Source organism: Actinoplanes sp. M2I2 (assembly GCF_023544445.1).
In the GTDB taxonomy this organism is placed as follows: Bacteria; Actinomycetota; Actinomycetes; order Mycobacteriales; family Micromonosporaceae; genus Actinoplanes.
In genome coordinates this window covers 76,344-96,095 of record NZ_JALPVJ010000017.1, presented here as the reverse complement: position 1 = coordinate 96,095, position 19,752 = coordinate 76,344, and the positions used below count along the sequence as shown (strand labels likewise).

General features: G+C 69.8%; 21 protein-coding genes. 9 read left to right on the top strand and 12 right to left on the bottom strand.

The window, feature by feature from the left end; translation table 11 throughout:
* Positions 1-11 precede the first annotated feature (11 nt).
* Entirely contained in the window at positions 12-1,826 is a 1,815-nt protein-coding gene (locus HJC40_RS31495; RefSeq protein WP_250006692.1) for an immune inhibitor A domain-containing protein, read from the bottom strand.
* A gap of 177 nt (positions 1,827-2,003) precedes the next feature.
* Here HJC40_RS31495 and HJC40_RS31490 point away from each other — a divergent pair, with 177 nt between their 5' ends.
* Positions 2,004-2,288, top strand: a complete 285-nt coding sequence (locus HJC40_RS31490; RefSeq protein WP_250006691.1) for a hypothetical protein — start codon at positions 2,004-2,006, stop codon at positions 2,286-2,288.
* A 113-nt stretch (positions 2,289-2,401) separates the two neighbouring features.
* Complete coding sequence (locus tag HJC40_RS31485) at positions 2,402-2,995, top strand: GrpB family protein (RefSeq protein ID WP_250006690.1); 594 nt, start codon at positions 2,402-2,404, stop codon at positions 2,993-2,995.
* A gap of 102 nt (positions 2,996-3,097) precedes the next feature.
* On the opposite strand, the gene HJC40_RS31480 is transcribed toward HJC40_RS31485, so the two are convergent.
* Together HJC40_RS31480 and HJC40_RS31475 are read right to left on the bottom strand one after the other, a co-directional pair.
* Positions 3,098-3,520, bottom strand: a complete 423-nt coding sequence (locus HJC40_RS31480; RefSeq protein ID WP_250006689.1) for a nitroreductase/quinone reductase family protein — start codon at positions 3,518-3,520, stop codon at positions 3,098-3,100.
* Positions 3,520-4,299, bottom strand: coding sequence for an SDR family NAD(P)-dependent oxidoreductase (locus HJC40_RS31475; protein WP_250006688.1), 780 nt, complete (start codon positions 4,297-4,299; stop codon positions 3,520-3,522). Before HJC40_RS31475 ends, HJC40_RS31480 begins: the two co-directional genes overlap by 1 nt.
* A gap of 105 nt (positions 4,300-4,404) precedes the next feature.
* Here HJC40_RS31475 and HJC40_RS31470 point away from each other — a divergent pair, with 105 nt between their 5' ends.
* Positions 4,405-5,022, top strand: a complete 618-nt coding sequence (locus tag HJC40_RS31470) for a TetR/AcrR family transcriptional regulator (protein ID WP_250006686.1) — start codon at positions 4,405-4,407, stop codon at positions 5,020-5,022.
* A 260-nt stretch (positions 5,023-5,282) separates the two neighbouring features.
* Here the strand turns inward: HJC40_RS31470 and HJC40_RS31465 are convergent, their stop codons facing one another.
* The 3 genes from HJC40_RS31465 to HJC40_RS31455 all read right to left on the bottom strand — a co-directional run bounded on the left by HJC40_RS31465 (position 5,283) and on the right by HJC40_RS31455 (position 7,731).
* A complete protein-coding gene (locus tag HJC40_RS31465; RefSeq protein WP_250006684.1) occupies positions 5,283-6,185 on the bottom strand; it encodes a DUF5996 family protein in 903 nt (300 codons plus the stop codon).
* 130 nt (positions 6,186-6,315) lie between these two features.
* Positions 6,316-7,068, bottom strand: a complete 753-nt coding sequence (locus tag HJC40_RS31460) for a hypothetical protein (RefSeq protein WP_250006682.1) — start codon at positions 7,066-7,068, stop codon at positions 6,316-6,318.
* A gap of 96 nt (positions 7,069-7,164) precedes the next feature.
* Positions 7,165-7,731 carry a hypothetical protein gene (locus HJC40_RS31455; RefSeq protein WP_250006680.1) on the bottom strand — a complete coding sequence of 189 codons (567 nt, stop codon included), beginning with the start codon at positions 7,729-7,731 and terminating at the stop codon, positions 7,165-7,167.
* A gap of 91 nt (positions 7,732-7,822) precedes the next feature.
* Here HJC40_RS31455 and HJC40_RS31450 point away from each other — a divergent pair, with 91 nt between their 5' ends.
* The gene (locus tag HJC40_RS31450; protein WP_250006678.1) at positions 7,823-8,674 is read left to right on the top strand and encodes a phosphatidylinositol-specific phospholipase C/glycerophosphodiester phosphodiesterase family protein; all 852 of its coding nucleotides are present in this window, start codon (positions 7,823-7,825) and stop codon (positions 8,672-8,674) included.
* 97 nt (positions 8,675-8,771) lie between these two features.
* Here the strand turns inward: HJC40_RS31450 and HJC40_RS31445 are convergent, their stop codons facing one another.
* On the bottom strand, positions 8,772-9,455 hold the full coding sequence (locus HJC40_RS31445; protein WP_250006676.1) for an SDR family NAD(P)-dependent oxidoreductase: 684 nt from the start codon (positions 9,453-9,455) through the stop codon (positions 8,772-8,774).
* Complete coding sequence (locus HJC40_RS31440; protein WP_250006674.1) at positions 9,452-10,225, bottom strand: SAM-dependent methyltransferase; 774 nt, start codon at positions 10,223-10,225, stop codon at positions 9,452-9,454. The genes HJC40_RS31445 and HJC40_RS31440 overlap by 4 nt, the downstream gene beginning before the upstream one ends.
* A gap of 55 nt (positions 10,226-10,280) precedes the next feature.
* Here HJC40_RS31440 and HJC40_RS31435 point away from each other — a divergent pair, with 55 nt between their 5' ends.
* The 3 genes from HJC40_RS31435 to HJC40_RS31425 all read left to right on the top strand — a co-directional run bounded on the left by HJC40_RS31435 (position 10,281) and on the right by HJC40_RS31425 (position 12,908).
* On the top strand, positions 10,281-11,096 hold the full coding sequence (locus HJC40_RS31435) for an SAM-dependent methyltransferase (protein WP_250006673.1): 816 nt from the start codon (positions 10,281-10,283) through the stop codon (positions 11,094-11,096).
* A gap of 369 nt (positions 11,097-11,465) precedes the next feature.
* Positions 11,466-12,335: an alpha/beta fold hydrolase gene (locus HJC40_RS31430; RefSeq protein WP_250006671.1), complete on the top strand. Its 870-nt coding sequence runs from the start codon at positions 11,466-11,468 to the stop codon at positions 12,333-12,335.
* A gap of 18 nt (positions 12,336-12,353) precedes the next feature.
* Positions 12,354-12,908, top strand: coding sequence for a hypothetical protein (locus tag HJC40_RS31425; protein WP_250006669.1), 555 nt, complete (start codon positions 12,354-12,356; stop codon positions 12,906-12,908).
* A 321-nt stretch (positions 12,909-13,229) separates the two neighbouring features.
* Here the strand turns inward: HJC40_RS31425 and HJC40_RS46720 are convergent, their stop codons facing one another.
* The 3 genes from HJC40_RS46720 to HJC40_RS31405 all read right to left on the bottom strand — a co-directional run bounded on the left by HJC40_RS46720 (position 13,230) and on the right by HJC40_RS31405 (position 17,928).
* Complete coding sequence (locus HJC40_RS46720; RefSeq protein ID WP_374273181.1) at positions 13,230-15,734, bottom strand: DUF222 domain-containing protein; 2,505 nt, start codon at positions 15,732-15,734, stop codon at positions 13,230-13,232.
* A gap of 733 nt (positions 15,735-16,467) precedes the next feature.
* A complete protein-coding gene (locus tag HJC40_RS31410) occupies positions 16,468-17,208 on the bottom strand; it encodes an SDR family oxidoreductase (protein ID WP_250006667.1) in 741 nt (246 codons plus the stop codon).
* Positions 17,209-17,346: 138 nt separating this feature from the next.
* Positions 17,347-17,928 carry a TetR/AcrR family transcriptional regulator gene (locus HJC40_RS31405; RefSeq protein ID WP_250006665.1) on the bottom strand — a complete coding sequence of 194 codons (582 nt, stop codon included), beginning with the start codon at positions 17,926-17,928 and terminating at the stop codon, positions 17,347-17,349.
* Positions 17,929-18,033: 105 nt separating this feature from the next.
* Here HJC40_RS31405 and HJC40_RS31400 point away from each other — a divergent pair, with 105 nt between their 5' ends.
* Complete coding sequence (locus HJC40_RS31400) at positions 18,034-18,462, top strand: ester cyclase (RefSeq protein WP_250006663.1); 429 nt, start codon at positions 18,034-18,036, stop codon at positions 18,460-18,462.
* Positions 18,459-18,929: a DUF1772 domain-containing protein gene (locus HJC40_RS31395; RefSeq protein WP_250006661.1), complete on the top strand. Its 471-nt coding sequence runs from the start codon at positions 18,459-18,461 to the stop codon at positions 18,927-18,929. The genes HJC40_RS31400 and HJC40_RS31395 overlap by 4 nt, the downstream gene beginning before the upstream one ends.
* 37 nt (positions 18,930-18,966) lie before the next feature.
* On the opposite strand, the gene HJC40_RS31390 is transcribed toward HJC40_RS31395, so the two are convergent.
* On the bottom strand, positions 18,967-19,686 hold the full coding sequence (locus HJC40_RS31390; RefSeq protein ID WP_250006659.1) for an SDR family NAD(P)-dependent oxidoreductase: 720 nt from the start codon (positions 19,684-19,686) through the stop codon (positions 18,967-18,969).
* Positions 19,687-19,752: the final 66 nt, after the last annotated feature.

Sequence of the window (19,752 nt, the reverse complement as noted above, 5' to 3'; positions counted from 1 at the left end):
GCGCCACCAGGTCAGTCCGCCTGGGGCGGGGTCACCTTGAGGGTCATCAGCGGGATCGGGCCGGTGATCTGGGTCTTGACCTCCAGCTTGACGCCGGTGCCGGCCACCTTGACCGAGTTCTGCGGGTTGGCCGCGTTCCAGTAGGCCAGCGGGTCGGAGTCGTCGAAGACCGGCTTGGCCGCCTGGCGGGGCAGCGACACCGGGACGCCGTTGCGGTGGAAGGTCACCGGATCGGTCTTCTGCAACCCGAACGTGGCGTCGAAGGGCTGGCGCCGGTTGCCGAGCTGGACACCGTCAGGGAAGACGATCGGCGCGGGCCGCGCGTCGACCGGCAGCGCCAGGCCCGTACCCGGGTGGCGGCTGGTGTTGTTGTTGCCGGCCGCCGGGTTGACATACCAGACCAGCAGACCGTCCTGGTACGGGAACCGTTCGGCCCAGTCCGGCCGCGTGTCCTGCCAGCCCCAGTTGTACGGGCCGACCTTGAGCGTCTCGTCGTAGCCGGTGTACGAGCGGTACTCGGCCGCGTAGTACGAGCCGTCGGCCAGCGGCACCACGACCGCCTCGGGCAGCACGCCGGTCTCCGCGTAGGCGGCCGACCCCAGGGTCACGTACTTGCTCTTGCCGGGCTTGACCGTCACGAAGTTCGACCAGCCGAGGAAGATCTTCTCCCAGGCGCCCATGTAGCCGGGCGTCGAGCCGATCGTCGGGGCGCCACGGTTCAGCCACGACCCGCCCGACATCAGCGTCCAGAAGCCGGTGCCGTTGTCGCCGCCGGCCGTGTCGTACAGGTCGGGCAGGCCCAGGTCGTGCCCGTACTCGTGGGCGAAGACGCCGAGCCCGCCGTTCTCCGGCTCGGTCGTGTAGTCGCCGATCCAGAGGCCGGTGTCACCGATCGGCACGCCGCCGGCCAGGTTGCCCTCGGGTCCGGTGCTGCCGGCGTCGTCGGCGAACGCGTACCAGCGGTGCGACCAGATCGCGTCCGCGCCCTGCGCCCCGCCGCCGGCCTCCTCGCCCTCACCGGCGTGGATGGCCTGGAAGTGGTCGATGTAGCCGTCCGGCTCGTTGAAGTCGCCGTCCTTGTCGTGGTCGTCGCGGTCCCAGACGTCGAACGTCTTCAGGTACGCCTTGATCTGCTCGGGCGTCTTGCCGGCGGCGACCTCGGAGGCGTACCAGGCGGCGGCGCTGTCCTTGATGTAGTTCCAGTAGCCGTCCTCCTCGGCCAGCTCGTTGCTGCCGTAGCGCGCCTCGTTGTACGGCAGCTGCACCCAGTCGGTGACGTCGCCGCCGACCGTGTAGCGACCGCCGGACTGCTTGTAGTAGAAGTTCGCCATCGACTCCTTGTTCTTGGCGAACAGCAGTTCCTTGTAGTAGGCCGGGCTGAAGTCGGAGCGCCAGATCGTCGTGTTGTCGTTGGCCCGGTCCGGGCTGGCGATCTTGTTGTGCAGCGGGCCCGGCGTGCCACCGGCCGCAGGGTAGGTGGTGTCGCCGAACTCGACCAGGAAGGTGAGCACCGGGTCGGTCTTGGTCTCCTTCTTGCGGTACTCGACGAACTTGCCCTGGCCGAGGCGGATGACCTCCGATCCCGTACGCTTCTCGCTCTTGACCTCTCCGGCGATGAGCTTGGCCAGCGCCTCGGTGCGCTCGGCCTCACGCTGCTCGCCGAGCGGGTGGGGCAGGTTGTCCTCGCCCAGCGACGCGGTTGGTTCCGCGCCGGCCGAGCGGGTCGCGACGTCGCCGGGTGCGGCGCTCGCGGGCATGGCCGTGAGGCCCGCCACCACCGCGAACGCGGAGACGGCGGCCAGCACGACGGTGCTCTGGTTCCTCAAGGGACGTGCTCCTCTACAGAGATTCCGCGCCGGGTGGCTCGCACCCGGCTGACAAAATCTCATACCTTTCAATGTTTCGATGCAAGCCCTCACGTGGTCGAACCCGTTACTTATGGGGTGAAGTGCCGCCGGCGGCGCGGCGCGTGCCAACGTCCAGCCCGGAAACGGAGGCGGCCGATGACTTACGGCTCAGCGATGGCCGGCGGCTACGATCGCGGGCGCGGTCTCCGCCCCCGGGACGTCGAGAGGTGGATGTCCGGGGCGCTCCCCTACCTGCCGGCGGGGGCCCGGGCGCTCGCCGGCTTGCCCGGCCACGTCTTCGAGCAAGGACTGGCAGCGCTGCGGCGGGATGCGCGCGAGGGACGCATCGCCGGCCCCGTCGTCGACCGGCTGGACCTGGTGGTGTTCCGCTTGTCCGCCCTCGATCGAGGCAGCGCGAGCACAGTGCCCCGTCCGGACTGAGGCGGCACCGTCCGGCTGTAGGCGGCACCGGGCCGGCACCGTCCAGGTGAAGCCGTCACTTCCTGTAGTACTGAGTCCGAAGAGCAATTGATCTCGAACGCTAACGTCTCGGCATGCGCATACCCCCGTTACCGCCGTCGTCGGTGATGGCGACGCCGGAACAGATGGCGCGACGCGCCGTCGGCGACCGCGCGCCGGACACGCCCAAGGCACCCATCACCATCGGCCCCTACGATCCGAACTGGCCGGCGCGCTACCGGCGAGAAGAAAGCCGCATCCGGGACGCGCTCGGCGAGCGGGTCCTCGCACTCCAGCACGTCGGCTCCACCGCCGTGCCGGGGCTACCCGCGAAGGACCGCGTCGACATCGATCTGATCGTCGCCGACCCGGGCGACGAGGATGCCTACGTCCCGGACCTCACCGTTGCCGGATACGCGCTGCGCGCCCGGGAGCCGCACTGGTACGAGCACCGGTGCTTGTGGACCGAAAGCCACGACGTCAACCTGCACGTCTTCGGCCCGGACTGCGACGAGTACCTGCGCCACATCGTCTTCCGAGACTGGCTCCGGAGCCACCCGGACGACCGGGACCGCTACGCAGCACAGAAGTACGCATCGGCGGCGAAGCACCCACTCTCGGTATCGGGCTACGTCCAGGACAAAGCCGCCGTCATCGTGGAGATCCTCAAGCGTGCGGGTCTCCGCTGACTGCGGACCATCCGCCGCGCGTTCACCGACGCCTCTGCCGGATTCGCCCGCGCCACCGAATGAGGGACGACGCGCGTGGGCGACACCGAGTGGCCTGCGATCTCAGTCGAAATGAATGCGCATCAGTCTGCTGTCAGCCCAGTCCGCCAGCCTGGTCGGGCGGATGGTGCCGGGGTCGTGGGGCTGGTTGAGGTCGTCGACGATGGCGGTGAGGACCGCCGCTCGTTCGGCCGGGTCGGTGACGGTGGTGGCGTGGGCCGGCAGGTCGGCCTTGACGCCGTTCTTCAGGTGGAAGGTGAAGGCGGGGTTCGCGCGCAGGTTCGCGCTCCAGCCGGTGGGACCACCGCCCGCGCCGCTGCAGAGGTAGGTGGCGCCGTGGGCCCGGTAGAAGAAGATCTCGATGCGGCGGGGTCGTCCGGTGCGCCGCCCGGTGGTGGTGATGTCCACGATCCGCTCGCGGGTGCCGGCCGCGGGCGTGATCTCGATGGCTCGCCTGATCTCCGGCGGCAGCTGCGAGAGTGCCATCAGGCGGCGTCGTTCTTCAGGGCGGGCCCGAGGAGCAGTCCGCCGTCGACGATGTGCTCGGCGCCGGTGATGAAGGCCGCGTCGGGCGAGGCGAGGAAGAGCAGCGTCGCTGTGATGTCGGCGGGTTGCCCGAGCCGGGGGACGGCGAACGGCTCGGCGGAGTAGAAGTCGGCGATCGGGGCGTCGGCGCCGGCCGCGGGTTCGGTGATGAACGCGGTGGCGACGACGCCGGGGTGGATGGTGTTGACGCGGATGTTGTCGCGACCCAGTTCGAGTGCGGCGGTCTGGGTGAGCCCGCGGACGGCCCACTTGCTGGCGACATAGGGCGCGTAGAAGGCGGTGCCGCCGGTGCCCATGGTGGAGGCGATGTTGACGATCGCCCCGCCGCCCGCTCGCCGTAGCGCCGGCGCGGCGGCCTTGATGCCGAGGAACGTGCCGGTGAGGTTGGTGTCGAGGATGCGAGTCCACGTGGCCCGGTCGGTGGCCTCGATGAGGGCCGGCGGGTTCTGCACTCCGGCGTTGTTGACCAGGATGGTGAGCGCGCCGAACGCTTCCTCGGTCGCCGCGACGGCCGAGGCCCAGGACGTCTCGTCGGCGACGTCGAGGCGGACGAAAAGCGCCTTGTCACCCAGTTCGGCGGCGAGGGCGGCGCCGCGCTCGGCGTTGATGGCGCCGATGACGACGTTGGCCCCCTCGGCATGGAAGGCGCGCACGTGACTGGCGCCTTGCCCACCGGTGCCGCCGGTGACGAGAACGGTGTGATCGGTGAAGCGGGACATGCGGTCCTCCGACAGCGAAGCAAAGGTGAGTCAAGCGACTCACCATGAGGACAGTACGTCGCCACGGATGGTGAGTCAACCCACTCACCTCGCTATGATGACCGCATGACGACCTATCACCAGCGAGTGGCTCAGCAGAAGCGCGCGCTGATCGTGCAGGCCGCCACACAGCTGTTCCTCGAGCTGGGCTATGACCGGGCGTCGCTGGCGCGCATCGCCGAGGAAGCCGGGGTGTCGAAGGCGACGTTGTTCAAGCAGTTCCCCACGAAGGCCGCCTTGTTCGACGCCATCGTCATCGACTCCTGGGCCGGTGGTGAGGACGCCGAGGTGCCGTTCGTGGGTGACCTGGCAGCCGGACTGACCGCGCTCGGTCGGCATTACGCGGCGCTGCTGGGCCGGCCGGGGATGGTGGACCTGTTCCGCATCGTCATCGCCGAGCTCCCCCGCTTCCCGGAGCTGGCCAAGGCACACTTCGCCGAGGGCAAGCTGCCGTACTTCGAGACGGTGCGGACCTACCTCGTGGCCGAGCGCGACGCGGGGACGGCCGACATCACCGACCCCCAGATGGCCGCCACCCAGTTCCTCGGAATGATCTCCAACTACCTGTTCTGGCCGCGCCTGGTGGTCCCGGGATGGACGGTGACCCCGGAACGCGTGACCGCGGTGGTGGACGACGCCGTCTCCACCATGGTCGCGCGATACAACCGACACGCGAACCGATAAGCGGCACGACAGATCAGCCCACCAACCGCGTCACCCCGCGGCCACGGCAGGTCAGCCCACCAATAGCGTCACCCCGCGGCCACGGCAGATCAGCCCGCCAACCGCGTCACCCCGCGGCCACGGCAGATCGGCCCGCCGTCAGCGTCACCCCGCGGCCACGGCAGATCAGCCCGCCGTCAGCGTCACCCCGCGGGGCACGACAGGTCAGCCCACCACCGGCGTCGCCCCGTGGGCGCGGTGACGCCGGTTTCGGCTGCCGGTTACCGCGCTGCCTCCAGGGCCGGGCGGTCCCAGTCGGCCAGGTCGGCGGCGGCCACGTACGTCGAGCGCAGGAACTCGGTCAGCAGCGCGTCCGGGTCGGATGCCTCGGCCACGGTCTCGTAGGGCAGCACGCACTCGCTGAGCGCCGGGTCGTAGTAGGCCGCTGTGCGCTCCGCGTAGCCCGGCGGCTCCGGGTAGGCGTACGCGTAGAAGGCGCCCTCCTCGCCACCGCCGGGCCAGAAACCGAAGCTGGCCAGCTCGTGCGAATAGCCCTCGCGCATCACCCACGGCGGGCAGTTGGGGGCGCCGCCCGGGTGCGGCGGGGCGCTGCGGCCGGAGAAGCGGGTGTAGGCCAGATCCATCGCGCCCCAGAAGAAGTGGACGGGGCTCGCCTTGCCGACGAACTCGGAGCGGAACCGGCCGAGGACCCGCTCGGCCTGCAGCAGCTGCCGCCAGAACCGTTGCGCCGCGTCCCCGTCGTACGCCTTGTGCTCGTGGTCGTCGGGGAAGGGAATCGCGGCCGCGACCTCGTTGGGGACGGGTCGGATCTGCGGCTCGAGGCCCAGCGCGGCCAGCGCCTCGAGAGTCTCGGCGTAGAAGGTGGCGACCGGTTTGGGCTCGAGCGTGACGTCGCGGGAGCCGCCGTCGCTGGTGCGGATGCGCAGGCGGTGGTCGACGAAGTCGAACTCGATGTCGAACACGCCGCCGGCGTGCGGCACGGCCGACGTGGTCAGGCCGCGCGCGCTGGGGTAGAGCGTGACGTGCCACCAGTGGTTGACGGCCGGCGCGTACGCCATGCGGACCTTGCCCACGATCTGGGTCCACATGTGCAGCGTGTCGCGGGTATCTGTCCAGTCGGCGACGCGTAGGCGGGGCCACGGCGGGGTGATCGCGTTCTCCATGCCCCAAGACTGCCAGGCCGCGCCGCCGGCCGTCCGGCCCTGTGGACAAGCCGGCTGTGGACAACGCGATCTGTGGATGACGCGATCTGTGGACAACGCAATCTGTGGACAAAGCGCTCCGTGGACAACGCTAGAGGCGGTCGCCGTCCGGTGAGCGGATCAGCGCCCACACGATCTTGCCGTCGAGCAGGGGCGTGGCGCCCCAATGCGTGGACGCCGCGGCGACGATGCGCAGGCCACGCCCCGAACCCGGCCGCATCACCGTGCTCGTCACCGGCGGTCCCTCGGGCACCCGGGGCATCGCGGGGCTGGCGTCCTGCACGGCGATCCGCAGATAGCGGCCGGTATGGACGACGGTGAGGTCGAACTCGCCCCCCGAGTGCACAATCGCGTTGGCCGCGAGCTCGTTGGCGACCAGCCGGGCCGGGCCCCGCAACCCCTCGACACCCCAGGTCAGGCAGGCTTCGCCGGTCACGTTCCGGGCGACGGCGGCACTGTGGGGCTGGGGCGGCAGATGCCGGCGGACCCAGCGCGGCACGTTCGCGTGCACGGCGAGCATCGCCTGTGAAGTGTCCTCGTAAAGCGCCACATAGGGCCGAAAAGCGCTGAGCCCCTCCTGTACGCCGGGAGTAGCCTGGCACAGCAGCACGGGCACACCCCAGTGCAGCTGCGCGTCGTGCGTCATGGTCGCGAACACGACCAGCAGCGGGTCCTCGTCGTGACTTAGCCCGGTCAGATCGACGATCACGGCCGGCGGGCACTCGGCCACGGCCTTGGCGATCACGGTGCCGACCTCGGGCACGGTGACGGCCGACAGCTCCCCGTCGAGCCGAACCGTCGTCACCCCGCTGTCGAGATTCCGGTCGATCGCAGTCTTCACCATCGCAGCCCTCTGCTCGCACCTCCCGGTCGATAGCGCCCTTCACGTAACGCCCACGGCCCATCTCCGCGCAATACCTGGTCGTACGCCTATCGCCCGTTAGACGGAGGCCAGGCTGTCCAGGAAACGCGCCACGGCGGCGGCCCAGTTCTCGCGGGCCTCGTCGTTCTGCTCGGGGCCGGGCAGGCCGATCTGGGTGGCCACGATGGAGGCCGTACCGTTGGCCTTGGGCTCGCTGGTGACCGTGACGGACGAGCCGTCGGCCGCCTTGACCCGCCAGGTGATGCGGCGCTCGGTGCCGCTGACCTTGGGCTCACCGGTGATCAGCGCGGTCACGAACTCGTCCCGCGCCGCGAACGCGGTCCAGGCGTCCATCAGCTCGCGCATGCCGAGCCGCGTGGACTTGCTGACGCTCATCTGGAACGTGCCGTCGGGCCGCTGACCGGGGATGCGGCGGCCGATGAACTGCTCGTAGGCCACCGTCACGGCCTGGGTCCACCAGCCCAGCGGCTCCACGCCGGTGCCCTCGAGCTCGTAGTAGACCTTCAAGGCGATCTGCTTGTGATCGAGCTCCTGGGCGCCGATGCCGTCCATGAACGCCAGCCACTCGTCCCACGACCGCTTCGTGGCCCGCTCGACCGGCTTGATCCGGGAGTTCACCGCCATCGCGTCAGGCTACCTTTCACCCGCGGTTCATGGGCGACGACAGCCCGGCCCCCTAAAGTCAGGCTCGTCGATGGATGACGGGAGATGACACATGATCCGCCGAGTTCTCAGCCTGGTCGTCGCGGTGAGCGCCGCCCTGGCCTTCGCGCCCGCCGTGGCCCACGCGGACGGCCGCCCCGGAGCGCGCCCGCTGGCCCGCGCACACGCCCACAACGACTACGAGCACGAGCGCCCCCTGGCCGACGCCCTCGCGCACGGCTTCACCAGCGTGGAGGCCGACATCTACCTGGTCGACGGCGAGCTGCTCGTCGCCCACGACCTCGAGGACGTGGTTCCCGGCCGTACGCTGCAGAGCCTCTACCTGGAGCCACTGAAGCAGCGGGTGCGGGCCAACCACGGCCGCGTGTACCGGGGCAGCCCGATCTCGCTCCAGCTGCTGGTCGACATCAAGAACACCGGCCCGGCCACCTACACAGAGCTCGACCGGGTGCTCCGCCGCTATCGGGACATCCTCACGACGTACGCCTGGGGAAAGGTCTTGAAGGACGCGGTCACGGTGGTCGTCAGCGGTGACCGGCCCCGCGACCTGATGGCCGAGCAGCCGGTGCGCCGCGCGTTCTACGACGGCCGCGCCGCCGACCTGGGCTCGGGCGCCCCGGCGTCGTTCATCCCGCTGATCAGCGACAACTGGAACAATCTGTTCACGTGGCAGGGCGTCGGCCCCATGCCGGCCGCCGAACGCGCGAAGCTGCGCCAGTTCATCCACGACGCCCACGCGAGCAACCAGCGCGTACGCTTCTGGGCCACCCCCGACACCCCCGGCCCGGCCCGCGACGCCCTCTGGCGCGAACTGGTCGCCGCCGACGTCGACCACATCAACACCGACGACCTCGCCGGCCTGGAAGCGTTCCTGCGCGGCCGTTCGCTCCGGCAGGCCGCCTGACCCTTCGACCGCCCGCCGACAGTCCGCCGCCCGCATATCGCTGTGTCTCGCGGGTGCGCCTCGCGCGCACCCGCTCGACTGTCACAAAGAGCCGCTGTCAGTAGGTGGCGCGGCCGCCGCTGATGTCGTAGACGGCGCCGGTGGAGAAGGTGACCTTGTCGGAGGTGAGCCAGGCGATCAGTTCGGCCACCTCCTCGGGGCGGCCGGCGCGCTTCATCGGGATGAGGCCGGTGATGTGGGACAGCGTGGCCGGGTCGGTGGCGGCGTTCATGGGGGTCTCGATCACGGCCGGGGCTATCGCGTTGACCAGGACGCCGGAGGTGGCCAGCTCCTTGCCGAGCGACTTGGTCAGGGCGATGACCGCCGCCTTCGAGGCCGAGTACGGGCTCATGCCGGGGTTGCCGTCCTTGCCGGCGATGCTGGCCAGGTTGACGATGCGGCCCCAGCCGCGCGAGCGCATGCCGGGGACGAAGGCCTGGCACGTGTTGAACGTGCCGCGCACGTTGACGGCGAAGACCCTGTCCCAGGCGTCGGGCTCGATCTCCCACAGCGGCGCGTTCGGGCCGACGACGCCGGCCGAGTTGACCAGGATGTCGATCGGGCCGATCTGGGCGGCGGCCTCCCGTACGGCAGCCGGGTCGGACACGTCGGCGCGCAGATCGGCGCCGTCGGCCAGGTCGAGCGTGAGGACGGTGACGCCGTCGGCGCGCAGCCGGGCCGCGGCGGCCGCGCCTAGGCCGCTCCGGCCGCCGGTGATCAACGCCGTACGAGAGGAAGTCACGCAGTCATTTTGATCGCGACTCCGCAGACCACGTCGAGAGGCTGGGGGCCGGGATCTGCCGGGCGCCACAGCGGGGCCGAGGTCACGCCCGGCTCGATCAGGGTCAGGCCGTCGAAGAAGCGGGCGAATCCGGCGTGACCGCGGAGCACGTACGGCGGGTTGGCCTGTTCGTTCCAGATGGTCTCGGCTTCGGCGTGCTCGATGCTGTGCGAGCCGTCGAGGGCGATGAGGTAGCTGCCGGGAGCGAGCGCCTCGACGTAGGCACGCACCATCGCGGTGGCGTCGGCGTCGTCGGTCACGTGGCCCAGCAGACCCGACATGATCAGGGCCACCGGCTGGTCCAGGTCCAGCGTACGGGCGGCCTCGGCCAGCACCGCGCCGGTGTCGCGGCCGTCGGCCTGAGCGAACGCCGTGCGGCCCTCGGGGCTGCTGGTCAGCAGGGCCCGGGCGTGGGCGAGCACGAGCGGGTCGTTGTCGACGTAGACGATGCGGGCCTCGGGCGCTACGCGCTGGGCCACCTCGTGGGTGTTGTCGGCCGTCGGCAGCCCGGCCCCGACGTCCAGGAACTGCCGCAGGCCACCCGAACGGGTGACGTGGGTGACCGCGCGGACCAGGAAGGCCCGGGACGCCCGCGCGTTGTCGACGATGTCCGGGAACGCCCCGCGGATCTGGTCGCCGACCTGGCGGTCGACCGCGAAATTGTCGGTGCCGCCGAGCCAGTAGTTCCAGATACGCGCCGTCTGCGGCACGCCCGTGTCGAGTTCATCCATTTTTCCATTGTGGACCGGTGAGACAGCGTCCGGGAACGGGCGTTATGGTTCCGCTGTGGAGAACACCAGCGCGGCGCCCGCGGGCCTGGACCCGTCCGTGCCCCACCCGGCCCGGCGTTACAACTACTGGCTCGGCGGCAAGGACAACTTCGCCGCCGACCGCGCTTCGGGCGACGAGCTGCAAAAACTGTTCCCCAAGGTACGGCTGGGCGCGCTGGCCAACCGGGCCCTGCTCCAGCGGGCCACCCGTTTCCTGGCCGCCGAGGCCGGCATCCGGCAGTTCCTCGACATCGGCACCGGCCTGCCCACGGCCGACAACACCCACGAGGTGGCCCAGCGCGTAGCGCCCGAGGCCCGCATCGTCTACGTCGACAACGACCCGCTGGTCATGGTCCACGCCCGCGCCCTGCTCAACAGCAGCCCCGAGGGCCGCACGGCGTACATCGAGGCCGACCTGAACCGCCCCGGCGAGATCCTCCGCAACCCCGCGCTGCGCGACACCCTGGACCTCGACCAGCCGGTCGCCCTGATGCTGATCGCCGTGCTGCACTTCATCCACGGCGACGGCGCCGCCAAGCCGATCGTGCGCGAACTGGTCGACGCCCTGCCCTCGGGCAGCTACCTGGTCGCCACCCACGCCACGTCCGATTTCGGTACGCCCGAGCAGCAGGCCCTCTACCAGCAGATCATCGCCCAGGGCCGCTCCGACGTGTGGACCCGCCCCCAGCAGGAGTTCGCCGACCTGTTCGAGGGCCTGCAGCTCATCGACCCGGGCGTAGTGCCCGCCAGCGAGTGGCGACCCGAGCCAAACGCCGAAATCCCCGCCCGCTCCGACATCAACATCTGGACCGCAGTGGGCCGCAAACCCTGAGGCAGCCTCAACCTCCCAGCCCACGACCTCCCCAGCCGTAACCCTCCTGAGCCGCGACCTGCACAGCTGTAGCCTCCCCAACCGGGATCCGCTCAGCCGCAACCTCCCCAACCGGGATCCGCTCAGCCGCAACCTCCCCAACCGGGATCCGCTCAGCCATAACCTCCCCAGCCGGGATCCGCTCAGCCATAACCTCCCCAGCCGGGATCCGCTCAGCCGCAACCTCCCCAGCCGGGATCCGCTCAGCCGCAACCTCCCCAGCCGGGATCCGCTCAGCCATAACCTCCCCAGCCGTAACGTCCCCAGCGGTAACCTCTCAGCCGCGACCTCCTCAGGCGCGACGACCTCGATCGAACGACGAGTCATGTCATGACCGCAGCCTTGATCAAGATGTACGACGGTGTTCAGCTGCGCACGTGGACCACCGGTTCACCGAGCCGGCAGACGTGGCCCGTGGTCCTGGTGCACGGTGGCCCGGGACTTCCGGACTATCTCGGCCCCGTCGCCGGCATGATCGACGACCTGTGCCTGGTCCACCGCTACGACCAGCGAGGCACTGGAGGATCCCAGTGGGACGGGCAGCACACGATCGCCCGCCACATCCGTGACCTGAACTCGTTGCTCAACGCTTGGCAGCACGATCGGGTCGTTCTGGTGGGCCACTCGTACGGGACCAACTTGGCCGGCTACTTCACGCTGGCCCATCCCGAGCGTGTAGTGGGCCTGGTTCAGCTGGCCGGACCTTTCCTGGGCTCTTGGCGAGAAGCCGACCGGGCAACGCAGCGAGCACGCCGCACCGACGAGCAGCAGACCAGGCTCGACATTCTCGAAGCCATCGCCTCGCGGACCAACGCCGAAGAGACCGAATACCTCACGCTGTCATGGTTCACCGACCACGCCGACCAAACCCAGGCATGGGATCGGGCTAGTGAATCCGCCCATAACCTGCGCCCCGTCAACTACACAATGAACACCCAGCTCAACGCCGCGACGAAAGCCGACCCGCTCGAATCACACCTGAACGAGCTCCGCGACCGCCTTCCCCCCGGCACAGTGATCATCGGTGGAGCCGCCGACAGCCGCCCCGCGGACGCCCTCAAACAACTCGCAGCCCGCCTCAAGTGCAAGGTCGTCCTGATCCCCGACGCAGGCCATCATCCCTGGCTGGAAGCACCAGACCAGTTCGCCACGACGTTCCGCGCCGCAGTAGCGAACCAGACGCGAAAGCACCTCTCATAAATCAACGACGCGACGGTAATGCTTGGTCTCGAAAACGCGCCCACTGCAGCCGATCTGTTCGACGCGCGATCTGTCCGCCGGCCGACCCGCTCGCCCGCCAAGCCGCTCGCCCGCCAAGCCGCTCGCCCGCCAAGCCGCTCGCCCGCCAAGCCGCTCCCCAGCCATGCCGCTCGCCCGCCAAGCCGCTCGCCAGCCAAGCCGGACCCGGACAGCGGCGCCGGAAGCGTCAACGGCCGGATCAAGCTCGGCAAGGCATTCGCCAACTTGATCGGCCGGGATCCGTTCAGGCAGGTAGCCGTTGATCCGCGTACTTCCGCGCTGTTCCCGTGGTGGACCGACCTCGCCTATGTCGCCGTAGGTATCAGCTTCGTCGGGGACCACGGCAATCTGTGGCTGGGAATCGCCGGCTGGACCTTCGCGACAGTCACTTTCGCTGATCTCGTAGCACACGGGCGGCGCAGGCACTGCAGCCGATGTCCGTCACGCCCGGACCAGGAGTTGATTTCGCCGCATCGCCGGGCAGCCAAGCAGCGTCCGAAAAACATGGGTGGCAGGTATGCGCTCAAGGTATGACGTTGATGCGGTCGTGCGATACCAACGTCGATCAGCAAGCGCGCTGCTGATCATCTGGCGCCCGCTGCGCCCGCTGCGCCCTGCGGCAGGGCACCTCAGCCCAGCCGGACCATCCGAACGGGCTGATCATGGCCGCGCTGCTCGTCCGGCAGGCGTTCAACCTGCACATCTCTGTTGTGCGCCGGCTGTCCGAACAGCGCCTCCCCTGGCAGCTTGGCCGCATGACTTCGAGTTGACCATGGGACGAGCGCCGGGCGCAGCCTGTGCAAGGTCGACTGGTCCATCTGCGGATGAGTGTTGCGCGTGGTGGGTGGACGGCGGTTATTGGCGTCGGTGGTAGAGGTTGCGGCGTGGTCGTCGTAGCGGGTCGATGGACGGTGGTGGGTAGAAGTCGGGGTGCTGGTCGGGGCCGAGGCGGATCTGCCAGCCACCACCCGGGTGGTGGATGAGTCGGTGGTGGTGGCGGCACAGCAGGACCAGGTTGTTCAGGGTGGTCGGGCCGCCGCTGGTCCAGGGGATGAGGTGATGGGCGTCGGTCCAGCGTGGTGGGCGGTCGCAGTCGGGGAACGCGCAGCCTTGATCGCGGAGGTGCAGGGCGCGGCGTAGGGGGCCGGTGGCAAGTCGGCGGGCGCGGCCGGTGTCGAGGATCTGGCCGGCGCCGCCGAGCACGAACGGCAGGATCCGGGCGTCACACGCGAGCCTGCGCATCGTGGCGGCCGACAGACGCAGCCCGGTGTCGGTCGTCCCGATGCTCAGCGTGCCGGCGCTCCGCGCGCCAACACTCAGCGTGCCGTTGCCTATGGTGACGGTGTGCGACGCGCAGCGAACTAGAGGCCCCTCGCTTGAGGTGCCGGTCTGCAGGTTGCCATCGCCCGAAGTCCCCGGACCCGAGGCTCGGTTGTGCGAGGTGCCGGTGTGCGGGTTGCCGGTGCCCGAAGTCCCCGGACCCGAGGCGCGGTTGTGCGAGGTGCCGGTGTGCGGGTTGCCGGTGCCCGAAGTCCCCGGACCCGAGGCTCGGTTGTGCGAGGTGCCGGTGTGCGGGTTGCCGCCGCCCAGAGTCCCCGTGCTTGAGGTACCGGTTTGCGGGTCACCACTGACTGAAGTTTCCAGACCGGAGGCACCGGTGTGCGCGGTGCCGGTGTGCGGGGCGCAACTCCCCGAAGTTCCGGTATGTGAGGTGCCAGAGTTCCGGATGCCGGAGTGCGGTATGTCGCTGCCCGACGTTTCGGTGCCCAAGGTGCCGAATTGAGAGGCGCCCCTACCCGAAGTCGCCGTGCCCAAGGCGGCAGTGTGCAAAGCACCGTCGTGTGAGGCGCCGCTACCCGAAGTCCCGCTCCCCAAGGCGGCAGTGTGCAAAGCACCGTCGTGCGAGGCGCCGCTACCCGAAGTCGCGTTGGCCAAGGCGCCGGCGTGCAAGGTACCGACGTGCAGGGCGCCGCTACCCATAGTCCCGATGTCAGAGGCGTCGGCGTGCGAAGTACCGCCGTGCGAGGCTCCGCTACCCGAAGTCCCGCTGGCCAAGGCGCCGGCGCGCGAAGTACCGCCGTGCGAGGCGGCGCTGCCCACAGTTTCTGGCCCTGAGGCGCCGGCGTGCGAGGTCCCGCTGCCAGAGCTGCCGGTGCTTGCAATGCCGACGAGCGGGAGTCGGGTTAGTAGGTCGTAGGCGACGGTGACGGCCAGCTGGGGTGGTTCGCCGCCGTCGGCGGGTAGCTCTCCGGTGCGTAGAGCCAGTCGGCAGATGTCGATCAGGGCGTCGGCGCGGCGGTGTTCTGCTGTGCGGTCGTCGCCCGGCGTGGGGGTGCACAGTGGGTGCAGGGCGGCGTGCATGATGGCGGCGTCTTCGGTGCCGAGCAGGCCGGAGATGCGGACCAGGCCGTCGGATGGCAGCGACAAGGTGAACTTGCGACGGCGGTGGGCGCGGGCTTCCTGACGGGCCAGGGCTGCTTCGTCGGCTCGTTCGGCCAGTTCCGGGGCGACGTGGGCCAGGATGCGTTCGCCCACTCGGCGTAGTTGGTAGGCCGGTAGCCGCTCGGCCATGCCGATCATCGTGGTCTGGGCCAGCTCGACCAGGCGGGATACATCGTGGCCGTTCTGGTCATCTCCGCAGTCCTGACCATCGCTGCGGCTCGGGTAGTCGTCACCGGCGCCGTCGTGCCGGTCGTGGGGACGGTCGGGGTCGTTGCTGCCTTTGTCTCCGGCGCGATGACAGTCGCTATTGCCGTCGTTGCCGATGCCGTTGCCGTCGCTGCCTTGGTCGCGGTCGCGGTGACAGCCGCAGTTATCGTGGCCGCTGCCACCCTTGTCGCCGTCGCGTTGACAGCCGCAGTCGTCATGGCCGCTGCCACCCTTGTCCCCGTCATGATGACAGTCGTGGCGGTCGTGGCCGTCGTGGCCGTCGTGGCCGTCGTCGGCGGCGGCGTCATCGGGGGTAGTGCCGTAGTCGTGGTGGGCTAGGTCGTCGGGGAGGGCATCTAGGGTTTCGGCGATCACGGTGGATTGGCGGAGGTTCAGGTGGCCGGCCCAGACTGCCTGTTCTACCGCTGGGTGGCGGGTCAGTGCGGCGGCCTGGGCGGCCAGCTCGCGGGCTGGTTGCGGGTCGAGCAGCAGGTGGGTGCGGAGCCAACTGGGGGTGCTGCGGTGGCCCTGTGCTGTGGGCAGAGCGCGGGTGATGGCTTGGTGCACCAGCCGCGCCTGCAGGGCTGCGGCGCACTGCTCCAGGCGACGTGCTTCCTTCAGGCACGCGGTCAGCTCATCGTCGGCTAGGGGCCACAACGCGGTCGCGGCGAGTTTCGCCGTGTCCTCGCTCAGCTGCCGCACGTCTGCCATCACGGGAACCATAATCGAACATACGTACGACAGTTTTCAGGCTCTGCTGGCCGCTGAGAAGATCGACGTTCACCATCTGAAGCGGATCATGACAGTGCAGCCCCGACGTGCGAGAAAGTACTGGCGGCGGCGGCTAGGAGCATCTGAAGTGGGCGCTCAGCGCGCGGGGGAATCTGCCGAATCCTGGCGTCCGACTTCGCGGTCGCTCGGTCAGGACGGCAACGGCCCGTTGACTGAACCCGCGGCTCTGTCGACCCCGCCGAAGGTCTCAGACGGTTGCCGCGCTGGGCGAAACGGCGGTCGACGGCGGGCGGCAGTTGCTCCGGCGCGGCCGAGGCATCCGCTTGAAGCGGCACAGCGACCAGCATGGCTCCGGAGAGACGCCCACCCAGCACTCGGCCGGAGCGATTCCTAGACGGCACACAGCCTCAGAAGCATGCAATCAGAGCGGGGTCCGACATGAGGGCCTGGCCCGAGCGGGGGCTCAAGGGCCAAAAGCGAGTACTGCTGGTCGGGTGGATGAAGCCGAGCGGGCGCCAAAATCCCGGCCCGCTCGGACATCACCGCCCGGATCCCAGTGGGCCGCAAGCCACGAGGCGACGCTCAGGGAGCGCCGCCAACGGTGGCCCGCACGTTGTCGAGTCGAATCCGCCCGCGGTGCAGGATTCGCCCGTGGCCTGAGTCGGCGTGGGCGAGCCTGCGTGCCGGGACGGCGCCGCCGTGATCGGGTGGGTCAGCTCTGCTGCTCGGTGCTCCAGAGCTGCCAGACCGTCGTCCGCACGGAGCGGGGCTGCTCCAGGACGACGCGGATCGTGTGGGCGACGTCCTCGGGGCGCAGGTAGGCGTCGAGGTCCGGGGACCCTTCGGTGCGGCCGGCTCCGATGGCGAACTCGGTGGCCGTCCCGGCCGGGCAGATCAGGGTGACCCGGGTGCCTTCGGCGCGCAGTTCGCGGTCGAGGGAGCCGGCCAGGCCGACCTGGGCGTGCTTGGTGCCGGCGTAGACGGCCTCGTCGGCGCCGCCGCGGAAGCCGGCGACGGAGGACACCACGATGATGTCGCCGCCGCTGTTCTGCGCGCGGAACTGCTTGACCGCCGAGCGGGCGCTCCAGACGGTGCCCAGGTAGTTCGTCTGGACCATCTCGGTCAGGGTGTCGTCGTCGAGGTCCAGGATCCCGCCGTACGCGCCGATGCCGGCGTTGGCGACCATCGTGTCGAGCCGGCCCCACTTGTCGACGGCCGCCTTGACCAGGGCATCGCTCAGGCCGGGGTCACGGACGTCGCCGACGACCGGTACGACCTTGTCGTCGCCGAGGTCTTCGACGATCTTGTCGAGGCGGTCCGCGCGGCGAGCCGAGACGGCCACCCGGGCGCCGGCGTCGACCAGCGAGTAGGCGGTGGCCGCGCCGATACCGGCGCTGGCGCCGGTGATCGCGACGACGGTGCCGTCGAGGGAACGGGTGGTGGCATGGGGCATGACGAATCTCCAAGCTGAATGTTGATCTCGTTTCAACCTACGCTTACCCACCGGACGGCTCTTACGCTGTGCGCCCTTGGGGTCGTTCATTCAAAATGTCTCGTTCGACTGCCCCGGCGACGCGGAATCAGGCCGTCGTCAGGAGGCGGCCGCGCGGAACCGCGCGAGCAGGATCTCGAGACGCTCGGCCTCGTGCTCCGGGCGCAGGCGGCCGTTGCGGCCCAGCAGGACCAGGCCGTGCAGCGCGGCCCAGAGCACCTCGGTGAGCGTGTCGACGTCGCCGCCGGCCGCGATGGTGGTGACTGCCTGGCGCAGTTCGCCGAAGGCCTCGATCAGCGGAGCGGGAGTGTCCTCGGCGCCGAAGCGCAGTCGCGTCGACCGGGTGAACATCGCGTCGTAGAGCGCGGGATTGTCCGCGGCGAAGCCGTTGTAGGCAGCGGCCACCCGGTCGACCTCGCCGGCCGGCGTGGCGCCGCCGTGACGAGCCTCCCGCAGCGTCACGGCGAGCTCGCCGAAGCCCTCCAGGGCGACGGCTTCGACGATCTCCTCCATGGAACCGAAGTGCTTGTACAGCACCGGTTGGCTGTACTCGATCTCGGTGGACAACCGGCGTGTGGTGACCGCGTCCCAGCCTTCGCTCTCGGCCAGGGCGCGCGCCGTTGCCGTGATGAGCTGGCGGCGGGCGATGCGCTCACGCAGCCGGCGATCCTCGATAGCCATGCCCGACTTTAGCATTGCTAGCGGTTGTAGCACCGCTATTGACGCGAGCAGTCCGCAGAGTTAGCGTTGCTACCAGCTAGCGGTGCTAACCCTAAGGAGCCCGACATGACCAGCCCCGGACGCGAACTCACCGACCTCTTCGTCGAGATGACCAACACGCACAACGCCGACCTGGTGGACCGGTTCGTCGCCGACGACTACGTGAACCACAACGCCTTCGTCGCCGACGGGCGGGAGGCCAACCGGCAGTTCTGGAACGCTTTCTTCACCGGGCTGCCCGACGTCCAGGTCACCCGGGAAGACCTGGTCGTCGCCGGTGACCGGGTGGTGGGCCGCTTCGTCTATCGCGGCACCCACACCGGCGACCTGCTGGGCATCCCGGCCAGCGGCAAGCCGGTCGAGATGCGCAGCATCGACATCTGGCGGGTACGCGACGGCCTGTTCGTCGAGCACTGGGACGAGCTGAACCTCATGCAGGTGTTCCAGCAGGTCGGCGCCCTGCCGCAGCTGACCGGCCCGGAGCCCCGGGCATGACCCTGGTCGCGCAGCTGGCCGCGCTTCTGGCCATTCTGAGTACGGGCATCGTCTACGGCACCGATGCCTTCTGCGCGCTCGTGCAACGATCCGCCCTGGCCCGGGTCGACGACGCCACGCTCACGACGGTCATGGGCCAGCTGCACGGCGTGGCCGACCGGCGCATGCCCGTTCCCGGCATTCTCGGTGTCGTCGCGGCCGGCGTGGCGGCCGTGCTCGCCGCGGTGGCCGGTCACACCGCCGCGTCGGCGAGCGCGGGGGCGGCGTTCCTGCTGCTGGTCGTCTGGGTGCTGCTCTACGTGCGGATCAGCGCACCCATCAACCGCAGACTCACCGCGGCCGCCGACGCCCACGAAACCCCGGCGGACGTACGCTCCTGGCAGCGCGCCTGGGACCGGATCATCGTCCCCCGCGCCGTCCTGCAGGGCCTGGCCGTCCTCGCTCTGGGCGTCAGCCTGCTGAATTGAGACGGCGGCAGCTCGCACGAGCATCACCAGTGCAGCGTCACCACGGCACCGGGCCGGCGTCGTCGAAGAACCCGCCGGTCGGGCCGTCGTCGGGCAACGTGGCCAGCCGGACGGCGATGGCCGCGCCCTGACTGGGGGTGCGGTAGCCGCTGAAGTGGTTCAGGTCGGTGGCGACGTAACCGGGACAGGCCAGGTTGATCAGGATGTTCGTGCCGGCCAGCTCCTTGGCGTACTGCACGATGACCGCGTTGAGGAAGCTCTTCGAGGGCGCGTACGCGGCGGAGATCGGGCCCACGTCCTCGGTGCCCCCGCTCTGCAACGTCAGCGAGCCCACGCTGCTGGACATGGTGACGATCCGCGGCGACGGCGAGCGGCGCAGCAGCGGCAGCATCGCGTTGGTGACCCGGATGACGCCGAGCACGTTGGTGTCCACCACCGTCGCGACCATCGCCGGGTCGACGACGGTGGGCTCCTGCGGTCGCCCGCCGGTGATCGCGGCGTTGTTGACCAGCACGTCGAGGCCGCCACGCTCGGCCAGCAGGGCGGCGGCAGCGGTGACGCCGGCTTTGTCGGTCACGTCCAGCGGCACCCCGAACGCGTCCACCCCGTCGGCGCGCAGCTTCTCGACGGCCGCGTCCCGGCGTTCGGCCGACCGGGCGCCCACGCCCACGGCCCAGCCGAGCGCGCCCAATCCGGCCGCGATCTCGTATCCGATACCTTTGTTCGCGCCGGTGACCAGCGCCGTTGTCGTCCTCATGAATTGATCCTGGGCGCCGCGACCGGATCGGGCCAACACCGTCTGAGTGCTCAGCGATACCGTGGC

Bases quoted from the DNA above. Each gene is read 5' to 3' on its own strand.
- HJC40_RS31490 (WP_250006691.1), top strand. From the start codon at position 2,004: ATGACTTACGGCTCAGCGATGGCCGGCGGCTACGATCGCGGGCGCGGT.
- HJC40_RS31485 (WP_250006690.1), top strand. From the start codon at position 2,402: ATGCGCATACCCCCGTTACCGCCGTCGTCGGTGATGGCGACGCCGGAA.
- HJC40_RS31480 (WP_250006689.1), bottom strand. From the start codon at position 3,520: ATGGCACTCTCGCAGCTGCCGCCGGAGATCAGGCGAGCCATCGAGATC.
- HJC40_RS31475 (WP_250006688.1), bottom strand. From the start codon at position 4,299: ATGTCCCGCTTCACCGATCACACCGTTCTCGTCACCGGCGGCACCGGT.
- HJC40_RS31470 (WP_250006686.1), top strand. From the start codon at position 4,405: ATGACGACCTATCACCAGCGAGTGGCTCAGCAGAAGCGCGCGCTGATC.
- HJC40_RS31465 (WP_250006684.1), bottom strand. From the start codon at position 6,185: ATGGAGAACGCGATCACCCCGCCGTGGCCCCGCCTACGCGTCGCCGAC.
- HJC40_RS31460 (WP_250006682.1), bottom strand. From the start codon at position 7,068: ATGGTGAAGACTGCGATCGACCGGAATCTCGACAGCGGGGTGACGACG.
- HJC40_RS31455 (WP_250006680.1), bottom strand. From the start codon at position 7,731: ATGGCGGTGAACTCCCGGATCAAGCCGGTCGAGCGGGCCACGAAGCGG.
- HJC40_RS31450 (WP_250006678.1), top strand. From the start codon at position 7,823: ATGATCCGCCGAGTTCTCAGCCTGGTCGTCGCGGTGAGCGCCGCCCTG.
- HJC40_RS31440 (WP_250006674.1), bottom strand. From the start codon at position 10,225: ATGGATGAACTCGACACGGGCGTGCCGCAGACGGCGCGTATCTGGAAC.
- HJC40_RS31430 (WP_250006671.1), top strand. From the start codon at position 11,466: ATGACCGCAGCCTTGATCAAGATGTACGACGGTGTTCAGCTGCGCACG.
- HJC40_RS31425 (WP_250006669.1), top strand. From the start codon at position 12,354: ATGCTTGGTCTCGAAAACGCGCCCACTGCAGCCGATCTGTTCGACGCG.
- HJC40_RS46720 (WP_374273181.1), bottom strand. From the start codon at position 15,734: ATGGCAGACGTGCGGCAGCTGAGCGAGGACACGGCGAAACTCGCCGCG.
- HJC40_RS31410 (WP_250006667.1), bottom strand. From the start codon at position 17,208: ATGCCCCATGCCACCACCCGTTCCCTCGACGGCACCGTCGTCGCGATC.
- HJC40_RS31405 (WP_250006665.1), bottom strand. From the start codon at position 17,928: ATGGCTATCGAGGATCGCCGGCTGCGTGAGCGCATCGCCCGCCGCCAG.
- HJC40_RS31400 (WP_250006663.1), top strand. From the start codon at position 18,034: ATGACCAGCCCCGGACGCGAACTCACCGACCTCTTCGTCGAGATGACC.
- HJC40_RS31395 (WP_250006661.1), top strand. From the start codon at position 18,459: ATGACCCTGGTCGCGCAGCTGGCCGCGCTTCTGGCCATTCTGAGTACG.
- HJC40_RS31390 (WP_250006659.1), bottom strand. From the start codon at position 19,686: ATGAGGACGACAACGGCGCTGGTCACCGGCGCGAACAAAGGTATCGGA.